A 14,505-nucleotide genomic window follows, 5' to 3' on the forward strand; every position below is an offset into this window, starting at 1 on the left:
CCGCAGCGAGAGCGTGATGAATATCACATGTTTGAATAGGAGTCGCGCAGCGCTTGTGGGCACGCAATCGTTTCGTTACCGTCATTGCGGTCGATGTCACAACACGGTCACGACGAGGAGGACGGCAAGCCTTGACGCAGCACAGCACTCCGCAGAGGGAGAGCCGCTCCGCATATGACCGACCGACCCCGCTGACCAGCGGATATTCGAGCATCTTCCGCTTCACGATGTGGCACCGCCGATGAACCACCGCTCTACCGTCGCCACCGATGATCGCGCGCTGTCCGCACATCGTTACCGCCTCGACAGCGAGTCCTTCGGCGTGACCGGCGGACCCGCGACCCCCTCGATGGACCAGCATCGGTACTCCCAGTACAGCGCGATCCCCGCGGCGGTACCGCAGGCCGAATACGGCTACGACGCAGCGGGCGACAGCGACACCCCCGTCGACAACTCGCACTACCACAGCGCGGCTTACCAGAACGCCGGCTACGACAACGCCTGGGCTGCGGACAACGAGTCCGCACAGCAGGAGTGGCAGGAGAACTCCTGGTCCGACGGTGGTGCATGGGACTCCGGCAATGCGTGGGCCGAAGAGAGCTCTTGGGCGCCCGAGGAGAACTCGTGGGTGTCCGAAGACGGTGGCTGGGCTTCAGAGGAGAGCTGGGCGCCCGAGGTCACCGAACCAGAGTCGGACACTCCCGCCGGGCCCACGGTAATCCCCGCCCGCCGCGGCGCGAACAAGCGTGGTGGCGCGCACCGCCTGCCTGCACCGCCCGCCGCCCTCAAGGGGCGCGCCGCGGTCGCCGCGGTCGCCGCCGGCGCGGTCGTCGCCGCTGGTCAGGCCGCCTTCGCTGCGCCGGAGCAGCCGTCACAGACGGTCGACTACGAAGCCGCGGGCCAGGTCCACGAGATCGCCGCGCAGTCGATGAGCGTGGCCGACCCCAGCGCCTCGCCGGAATCGCCGCAGGTCCTGAATGTTTCGGCGCCGGCCGATCTCGGCCAGTTCAATGACATCCTGCATAAGGGCCAGAAGTACGCCGAGGACCTCGCCGCTCAAGAGGCCGCGAAGCTCCGCCCTCTCTTCACCAAATTCGCCGCGGGTACCTTCACCTCTGGATTCGGCGCCCGCTGGGGTGTGCAGCATCTCGGGATCGATATCGCGGGACCGATCGGCACCCCGATCTACGCCGTCGCCGACGCCACCGTGGTCGAGGCCGGTCCCGCTGCGGGCTTCGGCATGTGGGTCCGTCTGCTGCACGACGACGGCACCATCACCATCTACGGCCACATCGACACCGCCACCGTCTCGCAGGGCCAGCGCGTGATGGCAGGCGACCAGATCGCCACGATCGGCAACCGCGGCTTCTCCACCGGCCCGCATTGCCACTTCGAGGTCTGGTTGCACGGCGTCGACAAGGTCGATCCCCTCCCGTGGCTGGCGAGCCGCGGCATCAGCCTCGGCCCTCAGCGCGACTGATCGGTCGGGGTGCGACCGCGCCGTTGCGCGGGCCTGCGCTATGGTGCCGCGGCGATCGCGAGACCGACCAACACCACCACCTTGGCGACTTCCAGGCCTATGTACCAGTAATGAGCGTGTGAGCGGGGTAGGTCTTCGCCTGCCAGGACGCGGTCGGTGCGCCGGGTCAGAGGTGGTCGCACTGCCAGCACCTGGACGGCCAGGACTGCGACGGCGACGGCGAGCCAGAGCCGACTCGCCGTGCCAGGCCCTACGATCAACGCGGCGACCACCAGCAGCACGGCGAGCACGGACTCGGCGACGTTCAGTGCGCGAAACACCAAGCGGCCGATACCGAGGCCGAGGGGCAGAGTAACGCCGGGCGCCCGAAACTTCAGCGGCGCTTCCAGGAACGAGATGGCCAGCACCATACCGAGCCACAGCATGGGCAGAAACCACAGGATGTGTTGCGCGACCGTATCCATATCGCGGACCCTACCGAGGCGTCGGGACCACGCGGAAGTGCCGACGGCCTCGCCGCACACTGGCGGAACCCAACTCGGGCGCGCGACTGCTCGCCCGGACACTCAGAGCTTGATCAGCGTCCTGCTGTACTGCGGGATCAGCCGGATCTTGCCCGCGGTGCCGAAGTCTATGGTCACAGTGGCCAGCGGCCCGAAGCCCTCGGCGGCAATCACGCGGCCGAGACCGTACTTGTCGTCGCTTACCCGATCGCCTACCGCGAGCACCAGAGTGGTGTTGTTTCGTGTCGAGCCGCCGGGTGCGGGCCTGCGCGGGCCACGATCACGCACCCCGGGACGCGGCTCCGACCATCCGTCGCCACGAGTCCAGTCCCGCTCCAACCCGTCATCGTCGCCACCGCGCCGCCGAATACCCCTGGACGCGGACGACCCGGCGGGCTCCAGCCGCCGCCAGTCGAGGAGATGTCCCGGAATTTCTTGCAGGAAGCGCGATTCCGGATTGGAGACCGGCTGCCCCCAGCCGGAACGGACCACAGCGCGGGTGAGATACAACCGCTGCCTTGCCCTGGTGATGCCGACGTAGGCGAGGCGACGTTCCTCGGCCAGCTCGGTCGGATCGCCTAGCGCACGCATGTGTGGGAACTGCCCGTCCTCCCACCCGGTCACGAACACCACGGGAAACTCCAGCCCCTTGGCCGTGTGCAGTGTCATCATCGTGACGACGCCGGAACCTTCGTCCGGAATCTGGTCGGTGTCGGCAACCAGCGACACCCGTTCCAGGAACGCGGCGAGCGAACCGGGGTCCGGCTCGCCCTCGCCTACCTCCGGCAGAAGACCTTCCTGCCGGGCAGCCTCCGCGTTGTTGTATGCCTCGGAGCTGAATTCCCTTGCGACGCTGACCAATTCGTTGAGGTTGTCCAGCCGGGCACCGTCCTGCGGGTCGTCCGAGGCCTCCAGCTCGGCACGGTAGCCGGTGCGCTCCAGCACCGCCTCGACGATATTGCCCACGTCCGGGAAGTCGGATTCGGCGCGTCCGCCTGCTGCCCGAATCTCGTCGAGCAGGTCCAAGAAGCCCACAATGGCGCGCTGCGCCCGCGTGTTCAGCAGCGCCACCTTGCCGTTGGCGGCATCGCGCAGGGCGGCGGCGAAACCGATCCCGCGCTGGTCGGCGTGCACCGCGACGCAGGCTTCGGCCCGATCACCGATGCCGCGGCGGGGGGTGTTCAAGATGCGGCGCATGCTCACCGCGTCGTCCGGGTTCTCCAGCACCCGCAGGTAGGCGACGATATCGCGCACCTCCTTGCGCTCGTAGAAGCGGACGCCGCCGACCACTTTGTACGGCAACCCCATCCGGATGAAGATCTCTTCCAGCGCACGGGAATTATTGTTGGTGCGATAGAACACCGCGACGTCGCCGTAGTTGGCGTCGCCTTGGTCGACCAGCCGGTCGATCTCGCGCGCCACGAACGACGCCTCGTCGTGCTCGTTGTCGGCGACGTAGCCGGTGATCAGGTCACCCTCGCCGGAATCGGTCCACAGCTTCTTGTCTCGCCGGTTCTCGTTGCGTGCGATCACCGCGTTGGCGGCGGACAGAATGTGCTGGGTGGAGCGGTAGTTCTGTTCCAGCAGAATGGTTTCCGCGTCGGGGAAGTCCCGCTCGAACTCCTCGATGTTGCGGATGGTCGCCCCGCGGAAGGCGTAGATGGACTGGTCAGCGTCGCCGACAACGCACAGTTCGCTGGGCGGCACCCGGTCCTCGCCCTCGTCCGCCAGATGATGCCCCACCAGCTCGCGTATCAGGACGTACTGCGCGTGGTTGGTGTCCTGGTACTCGTCCACCAGCACGTGCCGGAACCGGCGGCGGTAATACTCGGCGACCTGCGGATGGTTCTGAAGCAGTGCCACCGTCTCGCCGATCAGGTCGTCGAAGTCCATGGCGTTCGCCGTGCGCAGCCGACGCTGATACTCGGTATAGACCCTGGCCACCAAGCTGGGCAGTTCCGCATCGTCCGACTCGGCGTCCGTTGTGGCCCGGACCGGGCCGACGAGTTCGTTCTTCAGATTCGAGATCGCGGTCGCCAATAGCCGCGCCGAATACTTCTTGGTGTCGATATCCAGGTCGCGGCTGATCATGGTGAGCAGCCGCCGCGAATCGTCGGCATCGTAGATGGAGAAATTCGAATTCAGGCCGGGCAGGAGCGCGGCCTGCGTACGCAGGATGCGAACACAGCTGGAGTGGAAGGTGGACACCCACATGTTGTTCGCGCGCGGGCCGACCAAACCGATCACGCGCTCCCGCATCTCCGCGGCGGCCTTGTTGGTGAAGGTGATGGCGAGCACCTGACCAGGGGTCACCCCACGGGTGGCGAGCAGGTAGGCGATGCGACGGGTGAGCACGGCCGTTTTGCCCGATCCCGCGCCTGCCACGATCAGCAGGGGCGATCCGGTGTGCACGACCGCCGCGCGTTGCTGCGGGTTGAGCCCGTCGAGAAGTCGTTCGGCCTCCTCGGCACGGCGCTGCTCCCGCTCGATGCGCTGCTGTTCGCGCTCGGAGTCCGCCGGCGGCGGCTCGGGGACCGCGGCGCGCCACACTCCCTCTTCGGCGTTTCCGCCGACGATCTGCGGATTCGAAGTCGGATCCGGGTGCCCGACCCGACCGGCATGCGTTGTGGGAGCCACCGTGATGTCCATCGTCCATCCACGCTACCGGCGGGCACCGACAGACATGAAGCCCCGGGTTCGATGTCCTCCGGAATCGGGCAGCGAACGAGCCGAGCTCCCACTACTGGGAAGCGCGAGTGAACCGACCAGGGCATATCAGGAAGCTCACAAACACAATCGTTTTGCAGACCTTCCACCCCGTGGCAGACTGGCCGAATGTTCTGCCCCCTCCCGATACATCCCGTCCGGCCACCCGCCGGAGAATCGTGATCGCGGAGCCTGTACCTGAGCACGCCTTGGTGGGGGGACAATACAAGGTCCCACCAGGTCTGTTTCACGGTGAAAGAACTGATCGGTAACAAGCCGAGCGCGCACACCGATCGATGTTCTGACACGAGGAGATGAATGATGAGCACCCCCGCCACGAGGACCGGATCGGAATCCGCGCTACCGCGGACCGAGGCCGAGATCGACAAACTCCGCAAGGAGATCGACCGCCTCGATGCCGAGATCCTCGCCGCGATCAAGCGCCGCACGGAGATCTCCCGGATCATCGGCCGGACTCGGATGGCGTCCGGCGGCACGCGCCTCGTGCACAGCCGGGAAATGAAGGTGCTGGAGCGCTTCAGTGAACTCGGCCAGGAAGGCCACACCCTCGCGATGTTGCTGCTTCGTCTCGGACGCGGCCGCCTCGGCCACTGATCGCGGGAACCTGTTCTCAGCCGTCGCGCACGGCCCATAGAACCACGTGGCGATCGTACGGCCGTCGCATCCCCGAGGCCGCCCCGAGTGTGCGGGACCCCGGGGCAGTCGTTTCCTATCCGCACCGATATCGAAACCAGTTACTGCGAGATCATCCACGAGACGTGTCGCCGCGTCCTCGGTCTGGAGATCACGCTGAGCCCAGCCGCCCAAACGCTTGTGGTGAGCAGGGGCGACGGAGGCGGAGACCGAGGACCGGAGCTGAGCTACCGCCCGGGTGGTAGCGAGCCGTTCGGCTGCACTACGGCGGCTGCGCTCAAGTGAGGGCGATGTACTTGGTGGACAGATACTCCTCGATGCCCTCGATTCCGCCCTCCCGGCCGAAGCCGGACTCCTTGACACCGCCGAAGGGGGCGGCGGTGTCGGAGATGACACCGCGGTTGACGCCTACCATGCCGGATTCCAGGCCCTCGGCGATTCGGAAGGCGCGGTCGAGGTCGCGGGTGTAGACGTAACTGACCAGGCCGAACTCTGTGTCGTTCGCGGCAGCGAGACCCTCCTCCTCGGTCTCGAAGCCGACGGTCGGGGCGACCGGGCCGAATACCTCCTCGCGCAGGATCCTGGCCTGCGCCGGAACGTCGCTGAGAATGGTCGCCGGGTAGAACCAGCCGGGCCCGCCGGGCGCCTTGCCGCCGATGCGCACCCGTGCGCCTGCCGCGACGGCGTCGTCGACCAGCTCACTGACCGTATTGAGCTGGTCCTCGTTGATCAGCGGGCCGAGCGTCGTGTCCGGGTCGGAGCCAGGCCCGAGGGTCACGCTGCTGGACATCGCCTCGACGAACTTGGTGGTGAACTCCTCGAGGACACCGTTCTGCACATGGAAGCGGTTGGCCGCTGTACACGCCTCGCCGCCGTTTCGCAGTTTCGCCAGCATCGCGCCCTGCACGGCGGCATCGACGTCGGCGTCGTCGAACACCACGAACGGAGCGTTGCCGCCGAGCTCCATCGAGGTGCGCAGCAGTCCGTTCGCCGATTTCTCCACCAGTTTCCTACCGACCTCGGTGGAGCCGGTGAAAGTCAGTTTGCGCAGCCGGGGATCGTCCAGCAGCGGCTGGGTCACCGCCCCCGACCGGCTGGATGTGATCACCGACAGCACGCCGTCGGGGAGACCGGCCTCATCGCACAGCTTCGCCAGCAGCAGCATGGTCAGAGGCGTGGCCGACGCGGGCTTGACGATCATCGTGCAGCCCGCGGCGAGCGCGGGGCCTAGCTTGCGCGTCCCCATGGCCAGCGGGAAGTTCCATGGTGTGATCGCCAGGCAGGGGCCCACCGGCTGCTTGTGCACCACGATGCGGCCGCTGCCGGACGGCGCGTGCAGGTAGCGCCCGTGCACACGCACCGCCTCCTCGCTGAACCACCGGAAGAACTCGGCGCCGTAGCGCACCTCGTTGCGGCTCTCCGGCAGCGCCTTGCCCATCTCCAGGGTCATCAGCAGTGCGAACTCCTCCGCGCGCGCGGTGATCCGCTCGAACACCTTCCGTAGGATCTCCGCCCGCTCCCGCGCGGGCGTGGCCGCCCACTCGGCCTGGACCCTGACGGCCGCGTCCAGAGCGCGCACGGCGTCCTCCGGTGTCGCGTCCGCGACCTGCGCCAGCACCTCCCCGGTCGCCGGATTGTGCACCGGGAAGGTGCCTGCGCCGGTGGCGTCGACGGGCCCGCCGATCCACAGTCGCGTCGGTACGGATTCGAGAACTTCACGTTCGGACACCATGAGGCCAGACTATGCCGCTCCGCCGAGGCCCACCGTTGATCGCACGGTCGGCGCCCGAATCTCGGCGCGCCCGGGATTCGTTGGCTCCTCGGCTTCGCACGGCACGGCGTCTAACAGCACGGCAGCACACAGCGTCGCGCTCATTGCCGCCCGCTCAGCGGACATTCCCGTGCGCACAGCGAAGCCTGCTTGTAACCTCGGCGGACGTGAGCAGCGACATCACCGCGACGGCGGCATGGCGGAAACTGCACGATCACCACGGTGCCGTCGCGGGACGACACCTCAGGGAGTTCTTCGCCGACGATCCCGCCCGTGGAAGCGAGCTGACCGTCCAGGTGGGGGATCTGCACATCGACTACAGCAAGCACAGGGTGACCAGGGAGACCTTGCAACTGCTCGTCGAATTGGCGCGCGAGGCGGGCGTACTGGAGCGCAGGGACTCGATGTACCGCGGCGACCACATCAACACCTCCGAGGACCGAGCGGTCGGACATGTCGCGCTGCGGCTGCCGGAAGGCGAGACCGTGACCGTCGACGGCGCCGACGCGGGCGCCGAGGTGCACGACGTGCTGCGGCGGATGAACGATTTCACCGACGCGCTGCGCTCCGGCGAGTGGCGGGGCGCGACCGGCGAGCGCATCGCGACGGTGGTCAACATCGGCATCGGCGGTTCGGATCTGGGGCCTGCGATGGTGCATCAGGCGCTGCGGCACTACGCCGACGCAGGCATCGGCGCACGGTTCGTCTCGAACGTCGACCCCGCCGACCTGGTCTCGAAGCTCGACGGGCTCGACCAGGCGTCAACGCTGTTCATCGTGGCCTCCAAGACCTTCTCCACACTGGAGACGTTGACCAACGCGACCGCGGCCCGGCGCTGGCTGGTCGCGGCCCTCGGCGAGGACGCCGTCGCCAAACACTTCGTCGCGGTCTCCACCAACGCCGAGCGGGTGGCGGAGTTCGGCATCGACACCGCGAACATGTTCGGCTTCTGGGACTGGGTCGGCGGCCGCTACTCGGTGGACTCGGCCATCGGCCTTTCGGTGATGGCGACCATCGGCAAGGAGCGCTTCGCGGAGTTTCTCGCCGGAATGCACGTAGTGGACCGGCATTTCGCGTCGGCGCCGCTGGAGGCGAACGCACCGGTGCTGCTCGGCCTGCTCGGTGTCTGGTACTCGAACTTCTTCGGCGCGGAATCCCGTGCTGTGCTGCCGTATTCGAACGACTTGGCCCGCTTCCCTGCCTACCTGCAACAGCTGACCATGGAGTCCAATGGCAAGTCGGTGCGTGCCGACGGCACCCCGGTCACCACCTCGACCGGCGAGATCTTCTGGGGCGAACCGGGAACCAACGGCCAGCACGCCTTCTACCAGCTGCTGCACCAGGGCACCCGCCTCATCCCGGCCGACTTCATCGGGTTCGCCCGTCCCACCGACGACCTGGCGACCCGCGACGACACCGGCAGCATGCACGACATCCTGATGAGCAACCTTTTCGCGCAGACCAAGGTGCTCGCGTTCGGCAAAACCGCCGAGGAGATCGCCGCGGAAGGCACCGATCCGAAGGTGGTGCCGCACAAGGTGATGCCGGGCAACCGTCCGACGACCACCATTCTCGCGCCGCAACTCACGCCGTCGGCCGTCGGGCAGCTCATCGCCCTCTACGAGCACCAGGTCTTCGTCGAAGGCACGATCTGGGGCATCGACAGCTTCGACCAGTGGGGCGTGGAACTCGGCAAACAGCAGGCGCTCGCTCTTGCTCCGCTGCTGACCGCGGCGGACGACCCGGCGCCGCAGGACGACTCGTCTACCGACGCACTCATTCGCTGGTACCGCGCAAACCGCTGACAACGATCGCCGGAGTAGCGCGGTAGCGGGTTTCGACCTTGGGCGCGCGGCGCTTCCGAGTGCGCTGGATGACGGTGCGCCTGCCGAGCGCTCCTTCGATCCGCGGCTGTGCGGGGTGGGCAGAGCGGTCAGCGCTCGGCGACCGCGTAGCGCCCCGCGTGCTCGCGCAGAATCAGATCGGCGCGCGCCATTGTGGTCGCGATCAGATCCGCGTTGCGCAGATCGCTCTCGTGCACCTTTCTTATCGCCGCCGCCTGTGTTCGGCCACCGCGAATGTGCCTACGGAGCAGGCGATCCTCGATCAGTTCCCGCGGCGCGTCCAGGTACCAACATTCGTCGAGCAGTGTCCGTACCGCCGACCACGCCCGCCCATCGAAATCGTCCAGCAGAAGGTAGTTGCCTTCGGTGAGCACGATGGACTGCCGGTCGACCACCACACCGCCGGGTACCGGCGCATCGATCCTCCGGTCGAACGTCGGCCAGGCGACTGGCTTGCCGAGCGGCGTGGTCCGCAACCGGCGCAGGCCCGCCAGGTATCCCGCCACGTCGAAGGTATCCGGCTCCCCTTTGCGCGCAAAGCTTCCCGTCGTACGCAACATGGAGTTGGGCAAGTGATAGCCGTCCATGGGCGCGATCTCGGCGACGGCCGTCCCTGCCTCCGCATCGATCGCGTTCCGCAGTAAACCGGCCAACGTCGACTTGCCCGCCCCTGGCGGACCCGCGATACCCACCAGATACCGTCCGCTCCCAGCCCGGCCCAAGACTCGCCGGACCAGCCAGCCCAACGGTCGCTCCACAAACTCCCCGGCCACCATCGCCACCCTACCGCCCGGTCGAGTGGCACATGGACAAGCCGTTTTCATGCGATACGCCGTGCGCTTCGGCCAAGTCGCGGTATCAACCGGCCGGCGTGATCTCTTGTGCCTGCTGGACACCTGCCTCGACGTACTTGGTCATTTCGCGCACCAAACGTGTCTTGCTGGGACGGCCGACACCGCTGGGGAACAACAGGTCATCGAGAATTCCCACAGCTGGGTGTCGGGGCGTTTCCAGTCGTCGAGAAAGTCTTCGATGAAGCCGCGGGTACGGCTCACACACCGCCTCCTCGAACAGCGCCTCTTTGCCTCCGAGGTAACGGTAGAGAAGGGCCTCGCCGACCTCCGCGAGGTGGGCGATCTCGCGCAGACTCGTGCCGTGGTATCCCTTGCTACCGAAGAGTTCTCGAGCACTGCGAACTATCGCGCCGCGCGCTTCGCCCCGGGGTGGCGCTGGACGGTGGCACTCACATCTCCAGTCGAGCAGACTCGTACGTCGACACTTCCGAGATGCCGCTCACAATGACCACCGACAGCTTTCTTGACTACTATCCGTCGCACTCAGTAGTTTGTGACAGTCTCAACTACCGAGCGGTGGGCCTCCGTCACCCAATGGCCACCGCTCTTCGAACAGTCTGCGAGCTATCGGTGCCGAACGCGGAGAAAAGGCACTCGTGGCAATCCAGCACCAGCGCGCAGGCGCCATCCTCGCCCGTCGATTGCCGGCCCGGCGCGACGAGGATACCCGGTCCGTTGAAGGGGCATTGGTGCCCAGCAGTGGGCGGTCGTGAACAAGTAAGTAACACAGCGGATCGAGGAACAGCATTGATTCTCCAGGCGCGGCCGGTTGCACGCCGAACAAACAGGCCACTGTACAATCATTATGACCGGCTCCACGTGGCTGAGCGTGGCGCAGCGCATACGGGCCGAGCGGTTACGCAGGGCTGCGGGTTGCGGTGAAAGTCGGATTCCACGCGGGCGCTCGGCGGCTCGGTTTCCGCCGAATCTTGCCACGGCCCAGATCAATTCGCGCGCGTGTTCTCGCGATCGTGCTCATCCCCAGCCTTGCCCTCGTCATCACCGGCACGACGTTCGCCGGTGTGCAAATCAGTGACGGTATCTCGGCGCGGGACTGGTCCAAGAATTTGAGCCTCCAGGTCGATCCCGCGGTCGGGCTCGCTACCGCGGCGCAGAACGAGCGAACATATAGTCTCCTGGCTATCGGCGATGACCCGCAGGGATTGGCAGACCTGCCGGCACGGCGGAACGAATCCGACGCCGCCCTGAAGAAGATCGCTGATATCGCTCCCGTGCTCGAGAAGCTCAATCCCGAGGCGACAGCAAAGTCCTCCCCCATCTTCCGGGCAATGGCCGCACAACAACAAGCGATCCGCCACGCGGTCGATATCCGGCAGGCTACGGCCGCCGAGATCGACGACTTCTACACCCAGCTCGCCGGTGTCGTCGCGATCGGACTCGAGAGCACTGCTCGTACCTCCGCCAATCCTGGCACGGTTGCCGAGGAGATTGTCGCGGCCGACTTGATGCGGATAACCGACCTGCATACTCGCGGGTTCGGACGCGCGGCAGGAGTACTGGCGGGCGGAAGCGTTCTCAGCCCGCCCGACCGGCTGCTCTATGCCCGGTCGGTTGGTGCTCTGCACAGCCAGCTCGCGGCAACGGTGCCGCAGCTGACCGCCACGGAAAAGGCAAGATACGAGAAACTCCTCGCCAGTGACGAATGGCGTTCGACGGTGGCCGCCGAGGACGTGCTGGCGCAGACCGGCAGGCTTCCGATGCCGGTGGACGAGTGGCTCGCCGCGCAGCACAGAGTGAGTTCCGAGCTGCGGGGCTTGGCGAGGGATCACTTCGGCTACGCCGAGCGCGGGACGGTGGATTCCGCCGAAGCACAGCTCGCGCAAGGGATCGCAGCCGGTATCGCCATGCTGGTAGTCGCTGTCGTCTCGTTCGTCATCGCCATTCAGTTGGCGCGTACGTTGGTCCGGCGGTTGCGCTCGCTGCGTGCCAAGACATTGGAGTTGGCAGACCAGGCGCTGCCCTCGATGGTGCAGCGACTGCACGACGGGCAGAAGGTCGATGTCGACGCCGAATTGGTGATCGTCGACGACGGCGTAGACGAGATCGGGCAGGTTGCGGAGGCGTTCAACACGGCACAGCGGACCGCCGTCGCCGCGGCCGCGGCCGAGGCGCGGACCCGGGGCGGAATCAACCGGGTCTTCATGGACATCGCCCGCCGCAGCCAGGTCGTGGTCCATCAGCAACTCGGCGTCCTCGATACGGCGGAGGCGAAGCAGAACGATCCCGAACATCTCGAGCTGCTGTTTCAGCTCGATCACCTGGCTACCCGAGCTCGACGCAACGCTGAGAATCTGCTGATTCTCGGCGGTGGTCAACCGGGCCGGAAGTGGCGCAAACCGGTGGCGCTCGAGGAGATCGTCCGGAGCGCGATCTCCGAAACCCGAGACTTCACCAGGGTCAGCGCGGTGCGGCTGCCCGAGGTTCGAGTGGTCGGCGCCGCGGTCGCCGACCTGGTCCACCTGCTGGCCGAGCTGATCGATAACGCGGCCTCGTTCTCACCGCCGGATTCGCCGGTGTCGGTCAGGGGAAACCTCGTCGGTAAAGGGGTGGTGGTCGAAGTCGAGGACCAAGGCCTCGGCATCCATTTCGAGGAGCGGGAGCGCCTGAACGATCTCCTGCGCGAGTCGCCCGACTTCCAGGAAATGGCTTTGGCGGGGCACCGCCATCTGGGTTTGTTCGTCATTGGGCAGTTGGCCCAGCGGCACGGCATCGCGGTGAATCTCCTGGAGTCGGCGTACGGCGGTATCAAGGCGATCGCGCTGATACCCGCGAAGCTGCTCGATAGCGTCGAGGAAGCCGGTCCGAGGACTGCCGAACACACACCCGCCGACGTCCGGTCCGGTGGCAGACATCATCGCCCGCCATTCACTCCGCAGTCCGTCGCAGACCCTGTGCCGAGGATGCCGGGGAACGATTTCCGCCATTTGCCACCCTGGCCCGCGGAGCCGGCCGGCGTCGAGGCATTGCCGTCGACCCCGCTTCCTGCTGGTGGACGTGGACCTCAATCGGTTGGCGGAGTGGATCGTCCGTCGTCGACGAACAGGCGCAAGAAGGCACCGCTGCCGCGACGGCAGCGTCAGAGCCACCTCGCACCGCAACTGCGGGTGGAGAACACCGAACCGCCGAACTCGGTGTCGCCTACCCGGATTCCGCGTCGGCGAACTCCGGACGAAGCGCGCAACGCGATGGCTTCGTTCCAGCGCGGAACCCATGAGGCGCGTAATTCGGATGTCAGTCCCATAGATGGAAACGGATGGTCGAGAAATGAATGATCACACGGGCCCCGGCACCACCGCGCGCGGGCTGGATTGGCTACTCGACGACTTGGTGAACCGATTGGCGGGGGCCGAAAAGGCAGTCGTACTGTCGGCCGACGGACTGGTCGTCGCGCGTTCGAAAGACCTGACGAGGGAGGACGCCGAACATCTCGCCGCGATGGCGTCCGCCTTCGGCAGCTTGTCCCGCGGCGTCGGCAAACAGTTCGACAAAGGCCTTGTGCAACAAACTGTCGTGGAACTCGAATACGGCTATCTGGTGGTGACCGAAGCCGGCGCGGGCGCCTGCCTGGCGTTGCTGGCCTCGGAGCATGCTGATCTCGGAATGGTGGCCTACGAGATGAATGTGATCGTGCAGCAGGTCGGTGCCAGCCTATCGGCGACTCCGAGGGCAGCGGCGGACGCTTCGTCGGCGCGCTGACGCAGCATGACATACGACGACGGCTCGTGGCTCGACGAAGACCCCGGCCCCTTGGTTCGCCCTTTCGCGGTGACCCGGGGGCGGGCCGGGCGGGATATGCACAACCTCGACATCATCACGCTGGTCGTTGCGATCCGGTCCGAGACCGAGGCAGCGACATTGGATCGGGAATACGGAGAGATTTTGCGGATGTGCCAGGGACGGCCCTTGACGATCGCCGAGATCGCGGCCGGACTGAACCTCTTGCTAGCGGCGGTCAAGGTGCTTGTCAGCGATCTGATCAGCTCGGGGCACCTGATCTTCAGATCCCCGACTCAATCCGTCGATCGTCCCGACGTACACCTGCTGCAGGCGGTTCTCGATGGTGTTCGCAACATCTGACGGTCTCGGCGTGCCCGAGATTCAGGAAGTACAGGCAGTCAAGCTCCTGGTCGCCGGAGGGTTCGGCGTCGGCAAGACGACGATGGTTGGCTCGGTCAGCGAAATTCCGCCGCTGCGTACCGAAGAGCGACTGTCGGACATCGGTGCTGTGGTGGACGATCTGACCGGTGTCGAATCCAAGACGACGACCACGGTCGCGCTCGACTTCGGCAGGATCACACTCAACCCGCGCGTGGTGCTGTACCTGTTCGGCACGCCGGGGCAGGACCGGTTCTGGTTCATGTGGCAAGAGTTGTCGGTCGGCGTACTCGGCGCAATTGTCCTGGCAGACACCAGGCGGATGCAGGAAAGCTTCGCCGCGGTGGACTTCTTCGAGTCTCGTGACATCCCCTTCATCGTCGGGGTGAACTGCTTCGACGGGGCAGACATCTACGACGAAGACGAGGTCCGCGGCGCCTTGGACATCGCGCCTCATGTCCCGGTGCAGTTGTGCGATGTCCGAGACCGGGATTCGGCCAAGCTCGTCCTGGTCCGTCTGGTCGAGCATCTGATGGCTCTCGCTACCGCCGACGTCGACCAAGGGAACTAAGACAGT

General features: G+C 66.3%; 12 protein-coding genes and 1 pseudogene. 7 read left to right on the forward strand and 6 right to left on the reverse strand.

All coding sequences use genetic code 11. The features are described 5' to 3' along the window. The first annotated feature begins 241 nt into the window (after positions 1 to 241). On the forward strand, positions 242 to 1,480 hold the full coding sequence (locus tag OH799_RS20290; RefSeq protein ID WP_406266381.1) for a M23 family metallopeptidase: 1,239 nt from the start codon (positions 242 to 244) through the stop codon (positions 1,478 to 1,480). A gap of 38 nt (positions 1,481 to 1,518) precedes the next feature. Here OH799_RS20290 and OH799_RS20295 read toward each other — a convergent pair whose 3' ends face one another. Both OH799_RS20295 and pcrA read right to left on the reverse strand, forming a co-directional pair. Continuing rightward, entirely contained in the window at positions 1,519 to 1,944 is a 426-nt protein-coding gene (locus OH799_RS20295) for a hypothetical protein (RefSeq protein WP_406266384.1), read from the reverse strand. A gap of 102 nt (positions 1,945 to 2,046) precedes the next feature. Further along, positions 2,047 to 4,632: a DNA helicase PcrA gene (gene pcrA / locus OH799_RS20300; protein WP_406266386.1), complete on the reverse strand. Its 2,586-nt coding sequence runs from the start codon at positions 4,630 to 4,632 to the stop codon at positions 2,047 to 2,049. 378 nt (positions 4,633 to 5,010) lie between these two features. Between pcrA and OH799_RS20305 the strand changes: the two genes are divergently transcribed. After that, positions 5,011 to 5,304 (forward strand): chorismate mutase, encoded by a 294-nt coding sequence (locus OH799_RS20305; RefSeq protein ID WP_357270745.1) that lies wholly within the window; start codon positions 5,011 to 5,013, stop codon positions 5,302 to 5,304. A 316-nt stretch (positions 5,305 to 5,620) separates the two neighbouring features. Here the strand turns inward: OH799_RS20305 and OH799_RS20310 are convergent, their stop codons facing one another. Continuing rightward, the gene (locus OH799_RS20310; protein ID WP_406266390.1) at positions 5,621 to 7,075 is read right to left on the reverse strand and encodes an NAD-dependent succinate-semialdehyde dehydrogenase; all 1,455 of its coding nucleotides are present in this window, start codon (positions 7,073 to 7,075) and stop codon (positions 5,621 to 5,623) included. Positions 7,076 to 7,281: 206 nt separating this feature from the next. Here OH799_RS20310 and pgi point away from each other — a divergent pair, with 206 nt between their 5' ends. Then, positions 7,282 to 8,919, forward strand: a complete 1,638-nt coding sequence (gene pgi / locus OH799_RS20315; RefSeq protein WP_406266393.1) for a glucose-6-phosphate isomerase — start codon at positions 7,282 to 7,284, stop codon at positions 8,917 to 8,919. A 128-nt stretch (positions 8,920 to 9,047) separates the two neighbouring features. Here the strand turns inward: pgi and OH799_RS20320 are convergent, their stop codons facing one another. The 3 genes and pseudogenes from OH799_RS20320 to OH799_RS20330 all read right to left on the reverse strand — a co-directional run. Next, complete coding sequence (locus OH799_RS20320; protein WP_406266396.1) at positions 9,048 to 9,731, reverse strand: nucleoside/nucleotide kinase family protein; 684 nt, start codon at positions 9,729 to 9,731, stop codon at positions 9,048 to 9,050. Between the two features lie 85 nt (positions 9,732 to 9,816). Continuing rightward, positions 9,817 to 9,948 (reverse strand): hypothetical protein, encoded by a 132-nt coding sequence (locus OH799_RS20325; RefSeq protein ID WP_406266399.1) that lies wholly within the window; start codon positions 9,946 to 9,948, stop codon positions 9,817 to 9,819. Positions 9,949 to 10,029: 81 nt separating this feature from the next. Then, positions 10,030 to 10,221: pseudogene (locus OH799_RS20330) on the reverse strand (helix-turn-helix domain-containing protein); the annotation flags it as partial. 562 nt (positions 10,222 to 10,783) lie between these two features. Between OH799_RS20330 and OH799_RS20335 the strand changes: the two are divergent. Genes OH799_RS20335 through OH799_RS20350 form a run of 4 tightly spaced genes read left to right on the forward strand, consistent with a single transcriptional unit; the run spans position 10,784 to position 14,499 of the window. Continuing rightward, positions 10,784 to 13,105 carry a nitrate- and nitrite sensing domain-containing protein gene (locus tag OH799_RS20335; protein ID WP_406266402.1) on the forward strand — a complete coding sequence of 774 codons (2,322 nt, stop codon included), beginning with the start codon at positions 10,784 to 10,786 and terminating at the stop codon, positions 13,103 to 13,105. Continuing rightward, positions 13,098 to 13,529 (forward strand): roadblock/LC7 domain-containing protein, encoded by a 432-nt coding sequence (locus tag OH799_RS20340; RefSeq protein WP_406266405.1) that lies wholly within the window; start codon positions 13,098 to 13,100, stop codon positions 13,527 to 13,529. The genes OH799_RS20335 and OH799_RS20340 overlap by 8 nt, the downstream gene beginning before the upstream one ends. 6 nt (positions 13,530 to 13,535) lie before the next feature. Beyond that, positions 13,536 to 13,910 (forward strand): DUF742 domain-containing protein, encoded by a 375-nt coding sequence (locus OH799_RS20345; RefSeq protein ID WP_406266408.1) that lies wholly within the window; start codon positions 13,536 to 13,538, stop codon positions 13,908 to 13,910. After that, positions 13,891 to 14,499 carry a GTP-binding protein gene (locus OH799_RS20350; protein WP_406266410.1) on the forward strand — a complete coding sequence of 203 codons (609 nt, stop codon included), beginning with the start codon at positions 13,891 to 13,893 and terminating at the stop codon, positions 14,497 to 14,499. Before OH799_RS20345 ends, OH799_RS20350 begins: the two co-directional genes overlap by 20 nt. The last annotated feature ends 6 nt before the right edge of the window (positions 14,500 to 14,505 follow it).

This window comes from Nocardia sp. NBC_00881, from assembly GCF_045207455.1.
In the GTDB taxonomy this organism is placed as follows: Bacteria; Actinomycetota; Actinomycetes; order Mycobacteriales; family Mycobacteriaceae; genus Nocardia.

Bases quoted from the DNA above. Each gene is read 5' to 3' on its own strand.
- OH799_RS20290 (WP_406266381.1), top strand. From the start codon at position 242: ATGAACCACCGCTCTACCGTCGCCACCGATGATCGCGCGCTGTCCGCA.
- OH799_RS20350 (WP_406266410.1), top strand. From the start codon at position 13,891: ATGGTGTTCGCAACATCTGACGGTCTCGGCGTGCCCGAGATTCAGGAA.
- OH799_RS20345 (WP_406266408.1), top strand. From the start codon at position 13,536: ATGACATACGACGACGGCTCGTGGCTCGACGAAGACCCCGGCCCCTTG.
- OH799_RS20310 (WP_406266390.1), bottom strand. From the start codon at position 7,075: ATGGTGTCCGAACGTGAAGTTCTCGAATCCGTACCGACGCGACTGTGG.
- OH799_RS20340 (WP_406266405.1), top strand. From the start codon at position 13,098: ATGAATGATCACACGGGCCCCGGCACCACCGCGCGCGGGCTGGATTGG.
- pcrA (WP_406266386.1), bottom strand. From the start codon at position 4,632: ATGGACATCACGGTGGCTCCCACAACGCATGCCGGTCGGGTCGGGCAC.
- OH799_RS20295 (WP_406266384.1), bottom strand. From the start codon at position 1,944: ATGGATACGGTCGCGCAACACATCCTGTGGTTTCTGCCCATGCTGTGG.
- OH799_RS20305 (WP_357270745.1), top strand. From the start codon at position 5,011: ATGAGCACCCCCGCCACGAGGACCGGATCGGAATCCGCGCTACCGCGG.